The sequence below is a fragment of the Nocardia asteroides genome, assembly GCF_900637185.1.
GTDB classification, from domain to species: Bacteria; Actinomycetota; Actinomycetes; order Mycobacteriales; family Mycobacteriaceae; genus Nocardia; species Nocardia asteroides.
Genome location: NZ_LR134352.1, coordinates 1,605,026 through 1,623,728 on the forward strand (window position 1 = coordinate 1,605,026; position 18,703 = coordinate 1,623,728).

At 68.7% G+C, this 18,703-nt stretch carries 24 protein-coding genes; 19 read left to right on the forward strand and 5 right to left on the reverse strand.

Annotated features, from left to right (window positions below):
- The first annotated feature begins 67 nt into the window (after positions 1–67).
- Together EL493_RS07580 and EL493_RS07585 are read left to right on the forward strand one after the other, a co-directional pair.
- A complete protein-coding gene (locus tag EL493_RS07580) occupies positions 68–1,090 on the forward strand; it encodes an alpha/beta hydrolase (protein ID WP_019045005.1) in 1,023 nt (340 codons plus the stop codon).
- 171 nt (positions 1,091–1,261) lie between these two features.
- Entirely contained in the window at positions 1,262–2,497 is a 1,236-nt protein-coding gene (locus EL493_RS07585) for a TetR/AcrR family transcriptional regulator (protein ID WP_019045006.1), read from the forward strand.
- 6 nt (positions 2,498–2,503) lie between these two features.
- Here the strand turns inward: EL493_RS07585 and EL493_RS07590 are convergent, their stop codons facing one another.
- Positions 2,504–4,015 carry an aldehyde dehydrogenase family protein gene (locus EL493_RS07590; RefSeq protein WP_019045007.1) on the reverse strand — a complete coding sequence of 504 codons (1,512 nt, stop codon included), beginning with the start codon at positions 4,013–4,015 and terminating at the stop codon, positions 2,504–2,506.
- A 297-nt stretch (positions 4,016–4,312) separates the two neighbouring features.
- Here EL493_RS07590 and EL493_RS07595 point away from each other — a divergent pair, with 297 nt between their 5' ends.
- The 3 genes from EL493_RS07595 to EL493_RS07605 are packed head-to-tail and all read left to right on the forward strand — an operon-like array spanning position 4,313 to position 6,977.
- The gene (locus EL493_RS07595; protein ID WP_051719380.1) at positions 4,313–5,314 is read left to right on the forward strand and encodes a daunorubicin/doxorubicin resistance ABC transporter ATP-binding protein DrrA; all 1,002 of its coding nucleotides are present in this window, start codon (positions 4,313–4,315) and stop codon (positions 5,312–5,314) included.
- Positions 5,314–6,123 (forward strand): ABC transporter permease, encoded by an 810-nt coding sequence (locus tag EL493_RS07600; RefSeq protein ID WP_019045009.1) that lies wholly within the window; start codon positions 5,314–5,316, stop codon positions 6,121–6,123. The genes EL493_RS07595 and EL493_RS07600 overlap by 1 nt, the downstream gene beginning before the upstream one ends.
- Positions 6,120–6,977 carry an ABC transporter permease gene (locus tag EL493_RS07605; protein WP_022565777.1) on the forward strand — a complete coding sequence of 286 codons (858 nt, stop codon included), beginning with the start codon at positions 6,120–6,122 and terminating at the stop codon, positions 6,975–6,977. Before EL493_RS07600 ends, EL493_RS07605 begins: the two co-directional genes overlap by 4 nt.
- A 49-nt stretch (positions 6,978–7,026) precedes the next feature.
- Here the strand turns inward: EL493_RS07605 and EL493_RS07610 are convergent, their stop codons facing one another.
- The 4 genes from EL493_RS07610 to EL493_RS07625 form a co-directional block, all read right to left on the reverse strand.
- Entirely contained in the window at positions 7,027–8,205 is a 1,179-nt protein-coding gene (locus EL493_RS07610) for a lycopene cyclase family protein (protein ID WP_030200490.1), read from the reverse strand.
- A gap of 61 nt (positions 8,206–8,266) precedes the next feature.
- Positions 8,267–9,445 (reverse strand): ABC transporter permease, encoded by a 1,179-nt coding sequence (locus EL493_RS07615; protein WP_022565775.1) that lies wholly within the window; start codon positions 9,443–9,445, stop codon positions 8,267–8,269.
- Positions 9,442–10,320, reverse strand: a complete 879-nt coding sequence (locus EL493_RS07620) for an ABC transporter ATP-binding protein (protein WP_022565774.1) — start codon at positions 10,318–10,320, stop codon at positions 9,442–9,444. The genes EL493_RS07615 and EL493_RS07620 overlap by 4 nt, the downstream gene beginning before the upstream one ends.
- A gap of 71 nt (positions 10,321–10,391) precedes the next feature.
- A complete protein-coding gene (locus tag EL493_RS07625) occupies positions 10,392–10,868 on the reverse strand; it encodes a hotdog fold domain-containing protein (RefSeq protein ID WP_019045014.1) in 477 nt (158 codons plus the stop codon).
- A gap of 528 nt (positions 10,869–11,396) precedes the next feature.
- Between EL493_RS07625 and rpsJ the strand changes: the two genes are divergently transcribed.
- The 14 genes from rpsJ to EL493_RS07695 all read left to right on the forward strand — a co-directional run bounded on the left by rpsJ (position 11,397) and on the right by EL493_RS07695 (position 18,694).
- Positions 11,397–11,702 carry a 30S ribosomal protein S10 gene (gene rpsJ, locus EL493_RS07630; protein ID WP_003938093.1) on the forward strand — a complete coding sequence of 102 codons (306 nt, stop codon included), beginning with the start codon at positions 11,397–11,399 and terminating at the stop codon, positions 11,700–11,702.
- A gap of 14 nt (positions 11,703–11,716) precedes the next feature.
- Positions 11,717–12,382 carry a 50S ribosomal protein L3 gene (gene rplC, locus EL493_RS07635; protein WP_019045016.1) on the forward strand — a complete coding sequence of 222 codons (666 nt, stop codon included), beginning with the start codon at positions 11,717–11,719 and terminating at the stop codon, positions 12,380–12,382.
- Entirely contained in the window at positions 12,379–13,053 is a 675-nt protein-coding gene (gene rplD / locus EL493_RS07640) for a 50S ribosomal protein L4 (protein WP_019045017.1), read from the forward strand. Before rplC ends, rplD begins: the two co-directional genes overlap by 4 nt.
- A complete protein-coding gene (gene rplW / locus EL493_RS07645; RefSeq protein ID WP_019045018.1) occupies positions 13,050–13,355 on the forward strand; it encodes a 50S ribosomal protein L23 in 306 nt (101 codons plus the stop codon). Before rplD ends, rplW begins: the two co-directional genes overlap by 4 nt.
- 33 nt (positions 13,356–13,388) lie before the next feature.
- Entirely contained in the window at positions 13,389–14,225 is an 837-nt protein-coding gene (gene rplB / locus EL493_RS07650; protein ID WP_019045019.1) for a 50S ribosomal protein L2, read from the forward strand.
- A gap of 14 nt (positions 14,226–14,239) precedes the next feature.
- Positions 14,240–14,521: a 30S ribosomal protein S19 gene (gene rpsS / locus EL493_RS07655; protein ID WP_019045020.1), complete on the forward strand. Its 282-nt coding sequence runs from the start codon at positions 14,240–14,242 to the stop codon at positions 14,519–14,521.
- Positions 14,518–14,931, forward strand: coding sequence for a 50S ribosomal protein L22 (gene rplV / locus EL493_RS07660; RefSeq protein WP_019045021.1), 414 nt, complete (start codon positions 14,518–14,520; stop codon positions 14,929–14,931). Before rpsS ends, rplV begins: the two co-directional genes overlap by 4 nt.
- The gene (gene rpsC / locus EL493_RS07665) at positions 14,932–15,726 is read left to right on the forward strand and encodes a 30S ribosomal protein S3 (RefSeq protein WP_019045022.1); all 795 of its coding nucleotides are present in this window, start codon (positions 14,932–14,934) and stop codon (positions 15,724–15,726) included.
- Positions 15,727–15,729: 3 nt separating this feature from the next.
- On the forward strand, positions 15,730–16,146 hold the full coding sequence (gene rplP, locus EL493_RS07670; RefSeq protein ID WP_019045023.1) for a 50S ribosomal protein L16: 417 nt from the start codon (positions 15,730–15,732) through the stop codon (positions 16,144–16,146).
- Positions 16,146–16,385 carry a 50S ribosomal protein L29 gene (gene rpmC, locus EL493_RS07675; protein ID WP_019045024.1) on the forward strand — a complete coding sequence of 80 codons (240 nt, stop codon included), beginning with the start codon at positions 16,146–16,148 and terminating at the stop codon, positions 16,383–16,385. The genes rplP and rpmC overlap by 1 nt, the downstream gene beginning before the upstream one ends.
- A complete protein-coding gene (gene rpsQ / locus EL493_RS07680) occupies positions 16,382–16,651 on the forward strand; it encodes a 30S ribosomal protein S17 (RefSeq protein WP_019045025.1) in 270 nt (89 codons plus the stop codon). The genes rpmC and rpsQ overlap by 4 nt, the downstream gene beginning before the upstream one ends.
- A gap of 111 nt (positions 16,652–16,762) precedes the next feature.
- A complete protein-coding gene (locus EL493_RS07685; RefSeq protein WP_081723012.1) occupies positions 16,763–16,987 on the forward strand; it encodes a ribbon-helix-helix protein, CopG family in 225 nt (74 codons plus the stop codon).
- Positions 16,984–17,421 (forward strand): type II toxin-antitoxin system VapC family toxin, encoded by a 438-nt coding sequence (locus tag EL493_RS07690; protein ID WP_019045027.1) that lies wholly within the window; start codon positions 16,984–16,986, stop codon positions 17,419–17,421. The genes EL493_RS07685 and EL493_RS07690 overlap by 4 nt, the downstream gene beginning before the upstream one ends.
- Positions 17,422–17,476: 55 nt before the next feature.
- Positions 17,477–18,694, forward strand: a complete 1,218-nt coding sequence (locus tag EL493_RS07695; RefSeq protein WP_019045028.1) for an MFS transporter — start codon at positions 17,477–17,479, stop codon at positions 18,692–18,694.
- Positions 18,695–18,703: the final 9 nt, after the last annotated feature.

The window sequence follows — 18,703 nt, forward strand, 5'->3', positions numbered from 1 at the left end:
GAAACGAAGCGAAGGTGCGAAATTGATTCGTCGGCACTCCCGGCGTCGTGGCTCCCGCGCCGCGGCGATGATCGCGGCGACCGCGGTAGCCGCCGGACTGCTGTCCGGCCTCGGCGCGAGCCCGGCCTCGGCTGATCCGATCATCGATTCCAAGAGCCTGCTCGCCAACCCCGTTTCCGAGGACGGCTCCAAGATCGTCAAGGCCGAGGTGAAGGACTCGCGCAGCCTGCGGCTGCACGTGTACTCGGCGGCCATGGACGAGAACATCATCGTCGACGTGCAGCGTCCCGCCGACGCCTCGGTGCCGCGCCCCACCCTGTACCTGCTCAACGGCGCGGGCGGCGGCGAGGACTCCGCGTCCTGGGTCGCCAAGACCGACGCGCTGGAGTTCCTCGGCGACAAGAACGTCAACGTCATCCAGCCGATCGGTGGCGCCTGGAGCTACTACACCGACTGGATCGCCGACGACCCGGTGGTCGGCCGCAACAAGTGGAAGACCTTCTTCACCGAGGAGCTGCCCCCGCTGGTCGACGGCGCGCTGGGCACCAACGGCGTGAACGCGATCGCGGGTCTGTCCACCTCGGGCACCACCGTGCTGGCGCTGCCGATCGCCAAGCCCGGCCTGTACAAGGCGGTCGCGGCCTACTCCGGCTGCGCGCAGACCTCCGACCCGGTCGGCTCGGAGTTCGTCAAGCTCACGGTCGAGACCTGGGGCGGCGGCGACACCATGAACATGTGGGGCCCGCAGGGTTCCGCGGAGTGGGTCGCCAACGATCCGTACGTGCACGCCGAGGGGCTGCGCGGGCTGGATCTCTACATCTCCACCGGCAACGGCCTGCCCGGCCCGTACGACACCCTCGACGGTCCGTACGCGCTGCCCGGCGCCTACGGCCTGGCGAACCAGATCGTGATCGGTGGCGTCATCGAGGCGGGCACCAACTACTGCACGCACAACCTGGCCAACCGGCTCAACGAGCTGGGTATCCCGGCCACCTTCAACTTCCGTCCCAACGGCACCCACTCGTGGGGCTACTGGAAGGACGAGCTGAAGCTGTCCTGGCCGACCCTGGCCCGCGGCCTGGGCCTGTAGCGGGCACCGCGCACCCCGAAACCGCCCCGGCCGACCGGGGCGGTTTTCGTTTGCCGGACTTACTCTCGCCGTTTGCGAATTGTGGTTAACTTAGGTTGACTGGTGCGGCGCTGCCCAGTGGCCGCGCCGCCAGTCGTGACAACCCGGATTCGCGGAACGGAAAGTGAGTGCATGGTCGCCGATCGCAGTGAGGCCGAACGCGCCTGCGAGCCGACCAGCACTCCGGCGCGGGTCGTGCGCCGCAGGCCCAAGGATCGCAAGATGCAGATCCTGCGCGCGGCCGCCCGTGCCTTCAGCGCCCGCGGGTACTACCCGGTGGGGGTCGACGAGATCGCCGCCGAGGTCGGCATCTCCGGACCCGCCCTGTACCGCCACTTCGCCAACAAATACGCCCTGCTCGTCGCCGCCGCCGAGGCGGGCGCGCGCGGCCTGCGCGACGGTGCCGCGGCCGCCGACGACCCGGCGCTGCCGCCCGAGGCCAGGCTCGACGCGCTGCTCACCGCCGTCGCCGAACAGAACATCGACTTCCGCCGCGAGGCGGGGCTGTACCGCTGGGAACGCCGCTACCTCGAGCGCGAGGACCGGGTCCGCATCCGGGCGTTCTACCGCGAACTCGAGGCCATGGTGGCCGCGCCGATCGCCGACCTGCGGCCCGAGGCGAGCCCCGAGGACGTCACCCTGCTCGCGGTCGGCGCGCTGAGCTCGCTGGCCAGTATCGCCGCGCACCGCACCACTCTCTCGCACGCGCGGATCCTGGCCCTGCAACTCGATATGGCCTGGTCCATCGTGCGCGCCGAGCTGCCGCCCGCGCCCGCCGACGCCGAGCCGGGCAAACAGAACCGCGGCCTGCCGGTGACCTCGAAACGTGAACAGCTGCTCACCGAGGCGATCCGGATCTTCGGCCGCAACGGCTATCACGAGTCCGGCATCGAGGAGATCGGCGCCGCCGTCGGCATCAACGCCTCCAGCGTCTACCGCCACTTCGACAGCAAGGCCGACCTGCTCGCCGCCGCCTTCCACCGCACCGGCGACCGGCTGGCCGTCGCGATCGGCGAGGCGCTGGCCGAGTCCGAGAGCCGTGGCGACGCCGCCCGCCGCATCGCCGACCGTTACGCCCGGCTCACCTTCGCGACGCCGGAGATCATGCCGGTCTACTACGCCGAGTTCAGCAACCTCCCGCAGGCCGAACAGCACCGGCTGCGCGCGATCCAGCGCCAGAACGTGCTCGAATGGGCCAACCTGCTCGACGGTGATCCGATCGAGGCCCGCTTCCGCGTGCACGCCGCGATCGGCCAGATCATCGACGTGGGCCGGCTGCTGCGCTTCGACTCCCGCCCCGAGCAGCTCGCCCGTCTCGCGGCCCTGACCGGGGCCGTGTTGCTCGGCGGGCAGCCGGACCGGGACTGAGCCGCCTCAGCCGCGACCGTGCCGCAGCCGGAACAGGGCCTTGGCGGTGGTGAGATGACCGGGCTGCCGGTCGAAGGTCGACAGCCGCACCGGCGCCCGGTAGCGGCGTCGCGCGATCGACATCGTGCGGCTGAACTCGCGCAGACCCTGCTGGCCGTGACTGTGGCCCTGCCCGTACTCGCCGACCCCGCCGAACGGCAGGGCCGGGATGCCGGTGAACGCGGTCGACGAATTGACCGTCACCACGCCCACCCGGAGCTGGTCGGCGACCAGCTCGGCGCTGGGGATGTCGCGGGTGAACACGGTCACCGCGATGCCGTTGCCCGCCGCGTTCACCCTGGTCACCGCGTCGGCCAGATCGGCGACCCGGTTCACCACCAGGATCGGGCCGATGCCCTCGCCGGTGATGGCGATGCTCTCCTCCGGCACCTCGGCCAGCACGATCGGCTCCACATACGGGTCGCGGAAGGAATCGAGCCCGCCTAGGACCGCGTACCCGCCGCGGGCGACCGCGTCGCGCACCTGCCTGCGGGCCCCGTCGACCTGGGCGGCGTTGATCATCGGGCCGTAGGCGGCGCGATTGTCGGCGCCGGGACGTAGTCGCGCGGCGCGGTCGGCCGCCCTGGCCAGGAAGTCGTCGAACACCGAGTCGGCCACATAACAGCGCTGGATGCCCGAGGCGTTCTGCCCCGAATTCGCCATCGCGCCGAAGACCGCGGCCTCGGCCGCCGCGTCGAGATCGGCGTCGACGTGGACGATCATGCTGCCCTTGCCGGTGTGCTCGACCACCACGGGTGTCAGCGTCTGCGCGCACAGCGCGATCACCTCGCGCCCGCCCGCCTCCGGGCCCGCGTAGGCGATCTTGTCGACCTTGGACTTGCACAGCGCGGTCGCCGTGCGGGTGTCGCCGGTGACGGCTTGCAGCACCGGCTGGTCGGGCGCGATCGCGGCCCAGCTCTCGGCGAGCCAGGTGCCGACACCGGTGGTCAGCTCGTGCGGGGTGAAGACCACCGCGTTGCCCGCGGCCATGGCGTAGGCGATCGACCCCATCGGCGTGAAGACAGGGTTGTTCCAGGCGCCGAGCACCCCCACCACGCCCAGCGGCAGATAGCCCACCGAGGCGTGCTGGTTGCGGGTGAACCAGCCGGTCGGCAGCCGTCGACGGCCCAGTGTCGCTTCGGCATTGCGGGCGGCCCAGTCCAGGTTCTCCACCGCCAGCATCACCTCCAGCGTGGCGTCTGCCTCGGGTTTGCCGGTCTCGTTGCGCAGCACCTCGACCAGATCGCCGGTGTGCCTGGCGATATGACCGCGCCACTGCAGCAGCAGGCGCTTGCGGTCACCGAATCCCAGTTCGCCCCACCAGTTCTGGGTGGCCCTGGCGGTACGGACCGCGCGCGTGACCTCCGCGGGCCCGTGCACCGGATACTGCGCGAGCTGCTCGCCGGTGCGCGGGTCGAACGACGTCAGCACGTCGGATCGCCCGGTCGGCACGGCGCTCGCCGCTGCTGACTCGGCCATCGTCACCTCTCCCGAATTCGAACACGCCCGGGTACGGGCCGGTGAGACGAGTGTTTCCCCGAGGGCCAGAGTATGGGCGCGCCGCGACGCCGACAAGGTCATCGCACTGCCCTTCCACTGCCCTCGTGAGCAAAACCACAGGGTTGCGGGAAACCGCTCGCCCGGTCCGCGCAGACCGGAGCCGGAAAAGGGCCGGACCGGTAACATCGCGCCGAACGGTATGGATCACTTACCGAGAAGAAAATTCCGTGTGCGCTCGTCCGTGTGGGCGCCGCACCGGCCGATGGTGGAGAGTTGATGCCGAGTTCGATCTCAGTGGATGCGCCCGCGGGCGATGTCGCCGCGCGTGGCGGCGAGCCCGCGGTGCTGGTGTCCGACGTGCGCAAGTCCTTCGGTGACGTGCACGCCCTGCAAGGCATCAGTTTCCAGGCCGAGAAGGCCAGCGTGCTCGGCATCCTCGGCCCCAACGGCGCGGGCAAGACCACCACGGTCAAGATCCTGTCGACGCTGCTGCGCCCCGACTCCGGCACCGCGATCGTGGCCGGGCACGACGTGCGCACCGACGCGGCGGGCGTGCGCAGGGCGATCATGATGACCGGCCAGTACGCCGCGCTCGACGAGAACCTGACCGGCCGCGAGAACCTGGAACTGTTCGGCCGGCTGATGGGCCTGACCAAGTCGGCCGCCCGCAAGCGCGCCGAAGTGCTGCTCGAGGAATTCGACCTGGTCAGCGCCGGTAAGCGGGCCGTGCGCAACTACTCCGGCGGCATGCGCAGGCGCGTCGACATCGCCTGCGGGCTGGTGGTGCGTCCCGAGGTGGTGTTCCTCGACGAGCCGACCACCGGCCTCGACCCGCGCAGCCGCCAGGGCGTGTGGGACCTGGTGACGGCGCTCAAGAACCAGGGCATCACGGTGCTGCTCACCACGCAGTACCTCGAAGAGGCCGACGTCCTCAGCGACAACATCATCGTCATCGACAAGGGCACGGTCATCGCCGAGGGCACCGCCGACCAGCTCAAGGCCAAGACCGGCGGCAGCTTCTGCGAGATCGTCCCGCTGGACCCGAGCCGCCTGGCCGCGACCGTCGAGGCGCTCGGCGACCTGGTCCCCGCCGCCGTCGCCGCCGACATCGCCGGCGCGGACAAGCTCTCGGTGCCCGCGCCCGACGGCGCCGCCACCCTCGCCGAGGCGCTGCGCAGACTCGACAGCGCCGGCATCGACCTGGCCGACATCGCGCTGCGCAGGCCCTCGCTCGACGACGTGTTCCTGTCGATCACCGGTCATTCGGGCGGCCACTAGTGAGTGCTCCCACGGTCGCGCAAACGACCCTGTTCGACGACCTACCCCAGGCCCGGCCGAGCAGCTTCGCGCAGTGGCGCGCGCTGACCGGCCGCGTCGTGTGGACCATGGTCACCAAGGGCGAGCTGATCGTCGCGGTGCTGTTCCCGCTGGTGATCACCGTGGCCTTCTATCTGCCGCTGCGCTACGTGATGAAGGTGCAGGGCATCGACTACGCGCAGTACGTCATGCCGATCATCGTGCTCCAGACGATGGCGATGACGATGATGTCCAACGCCCAGCTGGCCGCGTTCGAGGCGCTCACCGGCCTGAGTTCGCGGCTGCAGACCATGCCGATCGGCTCGCTGGTGCCGCTGGTCTCGCGGATCAGCGCCGGGCTGGTGCGTTCGGTGATCTCGCTGATCGCCACCATCGGCTACGGGTACCTGATCGGCTTCCGGTTCTCCGGCGGCTGGCTGCAGGCGCTGGCCTTCTGCGGCTTCGCGCTGGCGGTCGGGCTGGTGCTGACGCTGGGCGCCGACGCGCTCGGCAGCCTCACCAAGAACCCCGAGTCGCTGAGCCAGGCGCTGACCCTGCCGATTCTGATCTTCGGCATGCTCTCCACCGGGTTCGTGCCCGAGCAGGCCTTCCCGAGCTGGGCGCGGGGCTTCGCCCGTAATCAGCCGATCTCCCAGGCCGCCCAGACCCTCAGCGACATGGCCGCTGGCCATCTGAGCTGGGCCGGGACCTGGGTGTCGCTGGTGTGGCTGGCCGGGCTGACCATCTTCTTCCTCCCACTGGCTGTGTGGGCGAGTGTGAGGCGATCATGACCACGACAACGCCCGATCGGCACTCCATGCCGGTCGAGGAGACCGCGGCGCTGCTGCCGGTGGTGCACGCCAAGCCGGAAGGCGCGGTGTCGATGTGGGCGTCCCACAGCCTCCTGCAGTGCAAGCGCCTGCTGATGGTGTGGCTGCGCGACCCGGCGACCACGATCCAGACCATCGTCTACCCGGCCGTCACGCTGCTGATGTTCCGCATCGTGCTCGGCGACTACATCACCGCCTACGGCGGCATGCCCGCGATCTACGGCCAGGCCGCGCTGCTCACCCTGGTGGCGGCCATGACCGGCGCGGTGGTGAGCGCGCTCGGCTTCAAGCGGGAGAAAGCGGCCGGACTGCTCAGCCGGTTCTACACGATGCCGCTGAACAAGGCCTCGCTGCTGACCGGCCGGTTGCTGGCCGAGGCGGTGCGCATCCTGATCACCACCGTGATCGTGCTCCTGGTGGCGGTGCCGCTCGGGTTCCTGTTCATGGAGGACCCGCTCACCAATATCGCGCTGGTCTGCGTGCCGGTGCTGTTCGGCCTCGGCTTCGCGGTGATGGTGACCGCGCTGGCCACCGTCACCGAGGGCGTCATGCTGATCAGCCTGATCAGCATCGTCAACACGCTGCTGATGTTCTTCAACACCGGCTTCGTGCCGATCTTCGCCTATCCGACCTGGTTGCAGACCATCGTGGAGAACCAGCCGATGAGCTGCGCGATCAACGCGATGATCGGCCTGTCCTACGGCGGACCGGTCGCCGAGCCGCTGCTGAAGACGCTGGCCTGGACGATCGGGATGATCGCGGTGTTCGCCTACCCGGCGATCGCCGGCTACAAGCGCGCCGCGCAGTCGTCGTGAGTTACGGCGGTCGCCCCGGAGTCCGTGTGACTCCGGGGCGATCGTCGTCTCAGTGCGTCGGCGCCTCGGCCGGTGCGAACGGGTAGTCGACCCACCGATCGCGGTTGGTCCAGCCGACCAGGTCGTAGCGCCAGCGGAACGGCCAGGTGTGGGCGACGGTGTTGAACAGGACGGCGCCGAGCGCGGTGTAGTCGGCGTGCGCCGACAGCAGCGCCCGCTGTCCGCGCGGCGACTCGGTGAAGAACGCCTCGAACATGGCGATCGACTGGTCGGTGGTGAGCCTGCCCAGGCCCCACAGCCCGCGCATCCGCATCCAGTACACCGCCCGCGCCTGCCACGGCCACAGTGCCTCGATCGGGTCCCGGCCCTCCTGGACGGCCGCGACGGCGGTGTCGATCAGGGCGAGCGAGTCGGCCACCGAATAGCCGGTGCACGGGTGCATCATCCCGCCGCGCGACCCGAACGGCACGGCGACGGCGGTGCCCTTCTTCGGCGGCGGCTGATCCAGCGGATAGTGGGCGGCCTCGTGCGGTTCGTCCCCGGCGAGCCGGATTCCGTGCGCCGCGAGCCTGCTCAGTGTCCGCTTGCGTAGCTCGTGCTGGGGCATGCCGCCGCGTAGGCCGAGGCTGGTCTCCTCGAAGATCACCGTGCCGTCACCGAGCGGGACCGCGTAGAGGAACGACGGCGGCTCGTCCGGGCCAGCGCCGTTCTCCGGGCGCCAGTCCAGCAGCAGGCCCTCGCCGTCGGCGACCATCGGCGCCGCGGTCTCCGCGTCGACGAAGATGCCGTGCGCCGAGGCGGCCCTGCGCTTGCCGAGCACGGGCAGGCCCCTGGTGTCGAACACCGTCGCGGCCGAGATCACCCGCCCGTTCGCGAGTTCCACCTCGTGCCGGTCGACCCGTCGCGCCCGCTGCGCGAACACCGTCGCGTCGTCGAGCGCCAGCGCCGCGTGCAACCCCGCCTTGGACAGCACACAGTAGGGCCGCTCGATCCGGTGCTCGGTCTTGGTCCACACCGTCGGCGCCGCGATCCGCTGCGCGATCACACTCTCCGGCAACCACCCCGGCAGCTCGTCGACCCAGCAGGAGAACGTCGGCGGAAACAGCCGTTCTGGCCGCGGATCCACCGCCGCCACCCGCAACCCCGCCACCGCGGCGCGATGCGCCAACCCCCGCCCGGCCGGCCCCAACCCCACCACGCACACATCGAACTCCCGCACAACACTCACGCCCGCATTCAAACCGCTGCCCGAATCGGGCGCAAGCACGGTGCGGCGGGGCTCACGTCGGTCAGTCCTCCAGGGCCAGGGCTTGGCGGATGGTGAGGCGGCCCTGGGTTTGCATGAGGGAGCGGCGGTAGATCTTCTCGGCGACGATGACGATGGCGTAGGTGGCCACGGCCATCAGGGCCAGGGAGACGATGGGTTCCCACCAGGCGGCGGTGCCTTCGGCGAGGCGGCCCGGCATGGCGACGATGGACATGATCGGGACGTAGGAGGCGATCACGCGGGCGGTGCCGGAGAGGAAGATGCCGGCGAACAGCACGATCATGATGAGCATCGACAGGGGAGTGGCGGTGGATTGCAGGTCCTCGCTGCGGGTGGCCAGCGCGCCCGCCACCGCCCACAGGCTGGCCAGGGCGAGGAAGCCGACCAGGAAGAACACGATGAACCAGCCCGCCGCACCGGCGATCCGGGCCAGCTGATCGCCCTGCCCGATGGCGGCCAGCCCGAGCAGCCCCGAGCCCACGAACAGCGCGAGCTGCGCGAACGCCAGCACCGCGTTGCCGAGCACCTTGCCGATCAGCAACTGCCGCAGCGGCATCGCGCTGGCCAGGATCTCCACGATCCGGTTCTGCTTCTCCTCGACCACGCTCTGCGCGATCGACATCCCGAACAGCACCGAGGCCACATAGAACAGGAACGCGAACACGAACGCCACGATCTTGGCCAGCCCCGGGTCGACTCCGCCGCGTTCCAGCAGGTCGTAGGTGACCCCGCCGCCGCGGCCCAGCTCTTCGAGCGACACCCCCGCGGCGGCGGCGTTGCGCTGTACGGCCAGTTGCGCCGCCGCCGCGGTGACATAGGTCGAGGCGTTGTCGTTCTCGGCGGTCTTGCCGATCAGCGCCCAGCCGCCCGGCACCGGCACCAGCCCGACCTCGACCGCGTCGTCGCGCACCTGCTGTTCGACCGCGGCCCGATCCGCCACCGGCCGCGCGACGAACGTGACATCACTGTCGGCCGCCCGCGCCAGCCCGCCCGCCGTCTGCACCACCGCGGCGGTGTCCGGCCCGGTGATCGCGATCTCGACCTGGTCGGGCCTGCTGCTGACGAACCCGCTGATCGCCAGCGAGGCGACGATGGCCACGATGGTGATCGCGGTCGAGATGAGGAAGTTCCGATCGCGCAGCTTCACCACGATCTCCCTGGCGGCAACGATCCGCCACACTCCACGTGACGCGGCGTTCACGCCGTCACCTCCCGGTAGATCTCGGCGACCGTCGGCCGCAGTTCAGCGAACTCGCGGACCGATCCCCGTGCCAGCGCCGCGGTGAGCACCGCGTCGGCGTCGACGCCGTCGAGCTCGAGCACCGCCGCCGACCCGTTGGTCTCCAGCACCCGCACCCCGGCGAAGTCCCGCAACCACGCCGGATCACCGTCGACCACCAGCCGGTACCGCACCGTGCTCCCGGCCCGCAGCGACGCCACCGTGCCCTGCCCGACGACCCGTCCGCCGGCCAGGATCACCAGCTGATCGCACAGCCGCTCCACCAGATCCAGCTGATGCGAGGAGAACAGCACCGGCACCCCCAGCGCGGCGTATTCACGCAGCAGCTCGGCCATCGAATCCACCGCGACGGGATCGAGCCCGGAGAACGGCTCGTCCAGGATCAGCGCGCTGGGCTGCGCGATCACCGCCGCCGCGATCTGCACGCGCTGCTGATTACCCAGCGACAGCGACTCGAGCTTGTCCTTGGCCCGCTCGCCCAGCCCGAACCGCTCCAGCAGCTGCGCGGCCCGCGCCTTGGCCTCGCCCGCGCCCAGCCCGCGCAGCCGGGCCAGATAGACGAGCTGATCGAGCACCGGCTGCTTGGGATAGAGCCCGCGCTCCTCGGGCATGTACCCGAAGGAACGCCGGTCCGCGGCGGTCGCGGGCCTGCCGTTCCATCGGACCTCGCCCCCGTGCACGGCCAGCACGCCCATGATCATCCGCATGGTGGTGGTCTTGCCTGCCCCGTTGCCACCGACGAAACCGGTGAGTTCCCCCGGTGGCACGGCGAACGACACGTCGTCGACCGCGACGTTCGCGCCGAAGCGCCGGACCAGCTGCGCGACTTCCAACATCGAACTCCCCGTCTGTTGTCGTCTCGCCACAACCGTACCGATCCAACGCTTTTCGGGGCCGCAAGTTCAGGTCAGCGCGGCGTGACCCAGGTGGTGATGTCGGCGTGCACGACCTCGACGCCGTCCTTGTCGTAGATCGAGACGGGCACGGTCAGTTCGGTGCCCTCGGTGATCGCGGCGAAGTCGGGGACCTCGGCCAGCCGGGCCACCGCGCGCAGCCCGGATTCGGCCTTGGCCAGGTACTGCACGTTCATCGCCTTGGGGATCCAGCGGTGGGTGGTGGGGACGGTGGCCTCGCTGAGCATGCCCATCGCCACCTCGGCCAGGTTGCAGGCCGCGATCGCGTGGAAGGTGCCCAGATGGTTGTGGATGCCGAACCACTTGGGCGAGGTCACCTCGCAGATGCCGGGTTCGAGCCGCACCACCTGCGGCAGCACGGTGCCGAAGTAGGGGACCCGGGCGACCATGCCGAGCGAGAACAGTGTGTGCCCGAGCCGGTTGTCGGGCAGTTTCTTCCAGCCGCGGTACGTCGCGGTTTCCTGTGCCATGTCCGTATCTTACTCAAAAGTAAGGTAGCGCGGAACCCGCCGCGGGCGAGCTCCGGCAGCACGCCAGCTACCATGGGTCGGCACAGCTCGATCGGCGGTGCGGTCCAGGTAGACGCCCCCGCGGGGCGTGATCGATACCTCATGACCCCCGATTTGAAGACCGTCGACGGCATGGTGCATACTGTTCGGGTTGCCTTGCACAGGATCATGTCTTTTCTCCGGAGGAGACGGGTCGAGTCGGGCGAGCAGTAGTTTGTGTCCCGCCGGTTTGCCGGTGTGGATACGTCCGGAACCACGTTCCAGGCCAAGGGTGAGCAAGTGACCGGGGCTGAAGAATGAGCGAAAAGGCGACACGCCCGACCGCGTGGGCCGGAGAACCATGACAGATGAACAGCGGCGAGGACTGGGCGGTGCCCGGTTGCGGTCTCCAAACTGAGACGTCTTCGTGTGTTCGGGCTGTGCAAATGAGGGTGGTGCAGGAGCCAGCTCCTGTGACCACGAAGGAAAGCGGAGAAAAGGACACTTAGCGTGGCGGGACAAAAGATCCGCATCAGGCTCAAGGCCTATGACCACGAGGCGATCGACGCGTCTGCGCGCAAGATCGTGGAGACGGTGACCCGCACTGGCGCCCGTGTGGTCGGGCCTGTGCCGTTGCCCACCGAGAAGAACGTGTACTGCGTCATCCGTTCGCCGCACAAGTACAAGGACTCGCGCGAACACTTCGAGATGCGTACGCACAAGCGCCTCATCGACATCCTCGACCCGACGCCGAAGACGGTCGACGCGCTCATGCGCATCGACCTGCCGGCCAGCGTCGACGTCAACATTCAGTGACGGGGACTCGAGATATGACTGACAACAAGAACCGGCCCGCAGCCGGCATCCTGGGCACCAAGCTCGGCATGACCCAGGTCTTCGACGAGAAGAACCGCGTCGTCCCGGTCACCGTCATCAAGGCGGGCCCGAACGTGGTCACCCAGATCCGCACCGTGGAGCGCGACGGCTACTCGGCCGTGCAGATCGCTTTCGGCGCCATCGACCCGCGCAAGGTGAACAAGCCGACTTCCGGCCAGTTCGCCAAGGCCGGTGTCACCCCGCGCCGCCACGTCACCGAGATCCGCGTCGCGGATGCCTCCACCTTCGAGGTCGGCCAGGAGCTCTCCGCCGACGTCTTCGAAGAGGGCACCTACGTCGACGTGACCGGCATCAGCAAGGGCAAGGGCTTCGCCGGCACCATGAAGCGTCACGGCTTCAAGGGCCAGGGCGCCTCGCACGGTGCGCAGGCTGTGCACCGTCGTCCGGGCTCGATCGGTGGCTGCGCCACTCCCGGCCGCGTGTTCAAGGGCATGCGCATGTCGGGCCGTATGGGTAACGACCGCGTCACCACGCAGAACCTCTCGGTTCACAAGGTCGACGCCGAGAACGGCCTGCTCCTGGTCAAGGGTGCCATCCCGGGCCGCAAGGGCAACGTCGTGATCGTCAAGAGCGCCGTGAAGGGTGGTGCGCACGCATGACCAGCCTCGACAAGAAGGCCAACCTGACGCTGACCGTGAAGGCCGCAGGCGGCAAGACCGAAGGCACCGTCGAACTCCCCGCGGAGATCTTCGACGTGACCGCCAACGTCGCGCTGATGCACCAGGTCGTCATCGCGCAGCTGGCCGCCGCTCGCCAGGGCACCCACGCCACGAAGACTCGTGGTCAGGTCTCCGGTGGTGGCAAGAAGCCGTACCGCCAGAAGGGCACCGGCCGCGCCCGCCAGGGCTCGACCCGTGCGCCGCAGTTCGCCGGCGGTGGCACCGTCCACGGCCCGCAGCCGCGTGACTACAGCCAGCGGACCCCCAAGAAGATGAAGGCCGCCGCCCTGCGTGGCGCCCTGTCCGACCGGGCCCGCAACGAGCGCATCCACGTGATCACCGAGCTGGTCGCGGGTCAGACCCCGTCGACCAAGGCCGCCAAGAGCTTCCTGTCCGAGCTGTCGGACCGCAAGAAGTTCCTGGTCGTCGTCGGTCGCGAGGACGTCGCCGCGTGGAAGAGCGTGGCGAACCTGCAGAACGTGCTGCCGATCGCCCCGGATCAGCTCAACACCTACGACGTCCTCAACAGCGACGAACTGGTGTTCAGCGTCGAGGCCCTGAACGCGTTCGTTCACGGTCCCGCCGAGGCGGCCCAGGAGGAGAGCAAGTGAGCACCATCGCCGACCCCCGCGACATCCTGCTCGCACCGGTCATCTCGGAGAAGTCCTACGGACTGATCGAGGAAGGCACCTACACCTTCCTGGTGCACCCGGATTCGAACAAGACGCAGATCAAGATCGCCGTCGAGAAGGTTTTCGGCGTCAAGGTCACCAGCGTCAACACCGCCAACCGTCAGGGCAAGCGCAAGCGGACCCGCTTCGGTTACGGCAAGCGCAAGGACACCAAGCGCGCGCTCGTGACCATCTCGGCCGACAGCAAGCCCATCGAGATCTTCGGAGGCCCGGTCGCGTAAGCGGCTGGTCATCCAGAAAGTAGAGAAGAACTCATGGCAATCCGTAAGTACAAGCCGACAACGCCGGGCCGTCGTGGCTCCAGCGTCTCGGACTTCGCCGAGATCACCCGGTCGACGCCGGAGAAGTCGCTGCTGCGCCCGCTCACCAAGTCCGGTGGTCGTAACGCGCACGGTCGCATCACCACGCGTCACCGCGGTGGCGGTCACAAGCGTGCCTACCGTGTCATCGACTTCCGTCGCCTGGACAAGGACGGCATCCCGGCCAAGGTCGCGCACATCGAGTACGACCCCAACCGCACCGCCAACATCGCTCTGCTGCACTTCGCCGACGGCGAGAAGCGCTACATCATCGCGCCGAAGGGCATCCAGCAGGGCAGCCCGATCGAGTCCGGCCCCACGGCCGACATCAAGCCGGGCAACAACCTGCCGCTGCGCAACATCCCGACCGGTACCACGATCCACAACGTGGAGCTGCGTCCGGGCGGCGGCGCCAAGATGGCCCGTGCCGCAGGCATGAGCATCCAGCTGCTGGGCAAGGAAGGGCCGTACGCGACCCTGCGTATGCCCTCCGGTGAAATCCGCCGTGTCGACGTGCGCTGCCGCGCCACCGTCGGCGAGGTCGGCAACGCCGAGCAGTCGAACATCAACTGGGGCAAGGCCGGCCGTATGCGCTGGAAGGGCCGCCGTCCCACCGTCCGTGGTGTCGTCATGAACCCGGTCGACCACCCGCACGGTGGTGGTGAGGGTAAGACCTCCGGTGGTCGCCACCCGGTCTCCCCGTGGGGTCAGCCTGAGGGCCGCACCCGCAAGCCCAACCGTCCGAGCGACAAGCTCATCGTCCGCCGCCGCAAGACCGGCAAGAAGCGCTAAGGAGGAGGTAAGAAATGCCACGCAGCCTCAAGAAGGGCCCGTTCGTCGACGACCACCTCCTCGCGAAGGTGGACGTGCAGAACGAGAAGGGCACGAAGCAGGTCATCAAGACCTGGTCGCGTCGCTCGACCATCATCCCCGATTTCATCGGCCACACTTTCGCCGTCCACGACGGTCGCAAGCATGTCCCGGTGTTCGTGTCGGACAACATGGTCGGCCACAAGCTCGGTGAGTTCGCGCCGACCAGGACGTTCAAGAGCCACGTCAAGGACGACCGGAAGAGCAAGCGGCGATGACTGAAACCAACACCGAAACGGTTCAGAACCCGACTGCCCGCGCTACCGCCAAGCACGTGCGGGTCACCCCGATGAAGGCGCGTCGCGTCGTGGACCTGGTCCGCGGCAAGCGCGTCGAGGACGCCCTGGCGATCCTGAAGTTCGCGCCGCAGGCCGCGAGCGAGCCGGTCGCCAAGGTCGTGGCCAGTGCCGCGGCGAACGCCGAGAACAACCTCGGCCTGAACCCGGCCACCCTGGTCATCTCGACCGCGTTCGTCGACGAGGGTGCCACCATGAAGCGTTTCCAGCCGCGGGCCCAGGGCCGCGCGTTCCGGATCCGCAAGCGCACCAGCCACATCACCATCGAGGTCGAGAGCGTGCCCACTGCCGGCGCTGCCACTCGTAGCCGCCGGAAGGGAGGGGCAAAGTAAATGGGACAGAAAATCAACCCCCATGGCTTCCGCCTCGGTATCACCACCGACTGGAAGTCGCGTTGGTACGCGGACAAGCAGTACGCGGAATACGTGAAGGAAGACGTTCAGATCCGCAAGCTCCTCGCCACCGGCATGGAGCGGGCAGGCATCTCGAAGGTCGAGATCGAGCGCACCCGTGACCGCGTGCGTGTGGACATCCACACCGCGCGTCCCGGCATCGTGATCGGTCGCCGTGGCGCGGAGGCCGACCGCATCCGCGCCGAGCTGGAGAAGCTCACCAAGAAGCAGGTCCAGCTGAACATCCTCGAGGTCAAGAACCCCGAGTCGGATGCGCAGCTGGTCGCTCAGGGTGTCGCCGAGCAGCTCAGCAACCGTGTGGCGTTCCGTCGCGCGATGCGCAAGGCCATCCAGTCGGCCATGCGTTCGCCGAACGTCAAGGGCATCCGTGTGCAGTGCTCGGGCCGCCTCGGTGGCGCCGAAATGTCGCGCTCGGAGTTCTACCGCGAGGGTCGCGTCCCGCTGCACACGCTGCGCGCGGACATCGACTACGGCCTCTACGAGGCCAAGACCACCTTCGGTCGCATCGGCGTGAAGGTCTGGATCTACAAGGGTGACATCGTCGGTGGTCGTCGTGAGCTGACCGCCGCCGCCGCTGCTCCGGAGCGCCCGCGTCGCGAGCGTCCGAGCCGCCCGCGTCGTTCCGGTTCCGCCGGCACCACCGCGACCTCGACCGAGGTCGGTCGCGCCGCCACCGCTGTGGCGGACGCACCGGCAGAGAACCAGGAGGGCTGACGCATGCTGATGCCCCGTCGCGTCAAGCACCGCAAGCAGCACCACCCGTCCCGCTCCGGCATGTCCAAGGGCGGCACCGCGGTGGCGTTCGGTGAGTACGGCATCCAGGCTCTCGAGCCCGCCTACGTCACCAACCGTCAGATCGAGTCGGCGCGTATCGCGATGACCCGCCACATCAAGCGTGGCGGCAAGATCTGGATCAACATCTACCCCGACCGCCCGCTCACCAAGAAGCCTGCCGAGACCCGCATGGGTTCCGGTAAGGGTTCGCCGGAGTGGTGGGTCGCGAACGTGAAGCCCGGTCGGGTCATGTTCGAGATGTCTTACCCGAACGAGGAGATCGCTCGCGAGGCCCTGCGTCGCGCGATGCACAAGCTCCCGATGAAGTGCAGGATCGTGACCAGGGAGGAGCAGTTCTGATGGCTACCGGAACACCGGCCGCAGAGCTCCGCGAGCTCAACGAAGAAGAGCTCGTGGCCAAACTGCGCGAGAGCAAGGAAGAGCTCTTCAACCTGCGCTTCCAGATGGCGACGGGTCAGCTCGACAACAACCGTCGTCTGCGCGTCGTCCGCCACGAGATCGCGCGCATCTACACGGTCATGCGTGAGCGCGAGCTCGGCCTGGCCACGGCACCCGCTGGCAAGGGAGACGCGGCATGAGCGAGAACCAGGAAGAGCGCAACAGCCGCAAGGTACGCAGCGGCTACGTCGTCTCGGACAAGATGAACAAGACGATCGTCGTCGAGCTGGAAGACCGTCACCGGCACCCGCTCTACGGCAAGATCATTCGCACCACCTCCAAGGTGAAGGCGCATGACGAGAACGAGATCGCCGGCGTCGGCGACCGCGTTCAGCTGATGGAGACCCGTCCGCTGTCGGCCACCAAGCGCTGGCGTCTGGTCGAGGTCCTGGAGAAGGCCAAGTAAGGTCCCTCCTCGATCCATCGAGATCGTTACCACGAAGGCCCGTTTCCCCTGGGAAGCGGGCCTTCGTCATACCCGGACATGGAGTGGTGTCACCTTTGATACCATGGGCGAATGGCATGGACCATGCGATTGACCGACGAGGAAGAGGCGGCGCTCGCAGCGCAAGCCGAGGACGAGGGTCGGTCGAAGAACGAGATCATGCGCGACGCCCTGCGGGCTTACCTGCTGCGCAACCGGATCTGGGAAACCCCGCTCCTCGGTGACGACGAGACGTTCGACCTCGGCGGGCCGATCGGCAAGGACGACATTCATGATGCGATGAACCGGTCCGCATGATCGTCGTAGCCGACACTTCGGGTCTGCTCGCACTGTTCAATCGCTCGGACCCGGAGCACTTCGCGGTGCGGCGCGCAGCTGACTCGGCCAGCGCGCTGGTGGTCAGTCCATTGGCGCTGACCGAGGTCCACCATGTGGCCAGTGTTCGGGCGGGCCGCAAGGTCGCCGACCGCATTCTCGCGTTGCTCGCCGAGCGGATCGCGTCTACTCGCATCGTGCTGGCACAGGTCGACGCGGCGCAATTGGAGACCGCGATCTCGGTGCGGGCGAGGTATGACGGCCTTGATCTCGACTTGGTAGACGCGGTCGGGGTAGCTCTGGCTGCGGAGTTCGATACCGACGCGATCCTCACGTTGGATCGGCGCGACTTCCGCGTCCTCCGGCCGCTCAACGGCTATCCGGCGTTCCGGTTGTTTCCCGACGACTGCGACTGAATCACCCGCTGGAAATTCGGTGGCGGTGGGGTGGGTGGGGTGTCACGCTCTGGCGATGCGGGCCTATCGGGAGGTGCTGGCGGTCGGGGCGGTGCGGAATATTCTGCTGCTCGGGGCGGTGGTGCGGGTGCCGCACTTCGCGGGGGCCGTGCTGCTCGCGGTGCATGTCGTGGAGACGCTGCACGGGTCGTTTCTGCAGGCCGGGGCGCTGGCGATGGTGGTGACGGTGTGTGTCGCGATCAGCGGGCCGTGGCGGGGACGGTTGGTGGACCGGTTCGGGTTGCGGGCCACCATCGCGCCGGCGATCGTGCTCGGTGCGGTGTGCTGGTCGATCGCGCCGTTCGTGGGCTATCTGCCGTTGCTGATCCTGGCCGCGGTGGCCGGGTTGTACGACGTGCCGGTGTTCAGCGTGGTGCGGATGGCGGTCATCGCCGCGACGACGGAGCGGCAGCGTCAGCCCGCGCTGGCGCTGGAGGCGGTGTCGGTGGAGGCGGCGTTCATGGTGGGTCCGGTGCTCGGTGTCGCCGCTGCCGTGCACTGGTCGACCACGGCGGCGCTGTTCGGTAATCAGATGCTGGTGGTACTGGCCGGGGTGGTGCTGTGGGTGTGGAACCCGGCGCTGCGCAACGAGACCGGGGCGGCCGAACCCGTGCGACGGAACTCCTGGTTCCGCCTCGAATTCGTCGCCCTGTGCGGCACCACGGGCGCGGCGGTGTGCGTGCTGGCCGCCTCCGAGCTCACCTTCGTCTCGGCGGTCCGCGGATTCGACGCCGACCGGTGGCTCGGGCTGGTCATGGCGATCTGGGGCCTCGGCTCGCTGCTCGGCGGTCTCCTCTACGGCGCGCTCAGCCGCCCGCTCCCTTCCCACCTCCTGCTGATCGCCCTCGGTCTCAGCACGCTGCCCATGGCCGTCGCCACCGGCCCCGTTACCCTCGGCATCACCGGGTTCCTGGCCGGCCTCCTCTGCGCTCCGACCCTGACCGCCACCATCGACCACCTGAGCCGCATCGTGCCCGAGGGCGGCCGCGGTGAGGCGATCGGCTGGTACGGCGCTTCGATGACGCTGGGCAGCGCGCTCGGCAGCGTCCTGGGCGGGACGGCCATCGAACTCGGCGGCGCCAGATCCGGATTCGGCCTCGCCGGTGTGTTCGGCGTCGCCGTCGGCGTCGGGCTCGCGGTCCTTGTCGGTGTCCGTGCCGTGACGAACCCGCTCTCCGATGCCGCGTCTGAAACTGTCCGTGCGCAGGGGCGGATGCTCGACGGCGCCGGGTGACAGGAAGCG

Bases quoted from the DNA above. Each gene is read 5' to 3' on its own strand.
- EL493_RS07580 (WP_019045005.1), top strand. From the start codon at position 68: ATGATCGCGGCGACCGCGGTAGCCGCCGGACTGCTGTCCGGCCTCGGC.
- EL493_RS07585 (WP_019045006.1), top strand. From the start codon at position 1,262: ATGGTCGCCGATCGCAGTGAGGCCGAACGCGCCTGCGAGCCGACCAGC.
- EL493_RS07590 (WP_019045007.1), bottom strand. From the start codon at position 4,015: ATGGCCGAGTCAGCAGCGGCGAGCGCCGTGCCGACCGGGCGATCCGAC.
- EL493_RS07595 (WP_051719380.1), top strand. From the start codon at position 4,313: ATGCCGAGTTCGATCTCAGTGGATGCGCCCGCGGGCGATGTCGCCGCG.
- EL493_RS07605 (WP_022565777.1), top strand. From the start codon at position 6,120: ATGACCACGACAACGCCCGATCGGCACTCCATGCCGGTCGAGGAGACC.
- EL493_RS07620 (WP_022565774.1), bottom strand. From the start codon at position 10,320: ATGTTGGAAGTCGCGCAGCTGGTCCGGCGCTTCGGCGCGAACGTCGCG.
- EL493_RS07625 (WP_019045014.1), bottom strand. From the start codon at position 10,868: ATGGCACAGGAAACCGCGACGTACCGCGGCTGGAAGAAACTGCCCGAC.
- rplC (WP_019045016.1), top strand. From the start codon at position 11,717: ATGACTGACAACAAGAACCGGCCCGCAGCCGGCATCCTGGGCACCAAG.
- rplD (WP_019045017.1), top strand. From the start codon at position 12,379: ATGACCAGCCTCGACAAGAAGGCCAACCTGACGCTGACCGTGAAGGCC.
- rplB (WP_019045019.1), top strand. From the start codon at position 13,389: ATGGCAATCCGTAAGTACAAGCCGACAACGCCGGGCCGTCGTGGCTCC.
- rpsS (WP_019045020.1), top strand. From the start codon at position 14,240: ATGCCACGCAGCCTCAAGAAGGGCCCGTTCGTCGACGACCACCTCCTC.
- rplV (WP_019045021.1), top strand. From the start codon at position 14,518: ATGACTGAAACCAACACCGAAACGGTTCAGAACCCGACTGCCCGCGCT.
- rpsC (WP_019045022.1), top strand. From the start codon at position 14,932: ATGGGACAGAAAATCAACCCCCATGGCTTCCGCCTCGGTATCACCACC.
- rplP (WP_019045023.1), top strand. From the start codon at position 15,730: ATGCTGATGCCCCGTCGCGTCAAGCACCGCAAGCAGCACCACCCGTCC.
- rpmC (WP_019045024.1), top strand. From the start codon at position 16,146: ATGGCTACCGGAACACCGGCCGCAGAGCTCCGCGAGCTCAACGAAGAA.
- rpsQ (WP_019045025.1), top strand. From the start codon at position 16,382: ATGAGCGAGAACCAGGAAGAGCGCAACAGCCGCAAGGTACGCAGCGGC.
- EL493_RS07685 (WP_081723012.1), top strand. From the start codon at position 16,763: ATGGCATGGACCATGCGATTGACCGACGAGGAAGAGGCGGCGCTCGCA.
- EL493_RS07690 (WP_019045027.1), top strand. From the start codon at position 16,984: ATGATCGTCGTAGCCGACACTTCGGGTCTGCTCGCACTGTTCAATCGC.
- EL493_RS07695 (WP_019045028.1), top strand. From the start codon at position 17,477: ATGCGGGCCTATCGGGAGGTGCTGGCGGTCGGGGCGGTGCGGAATATT.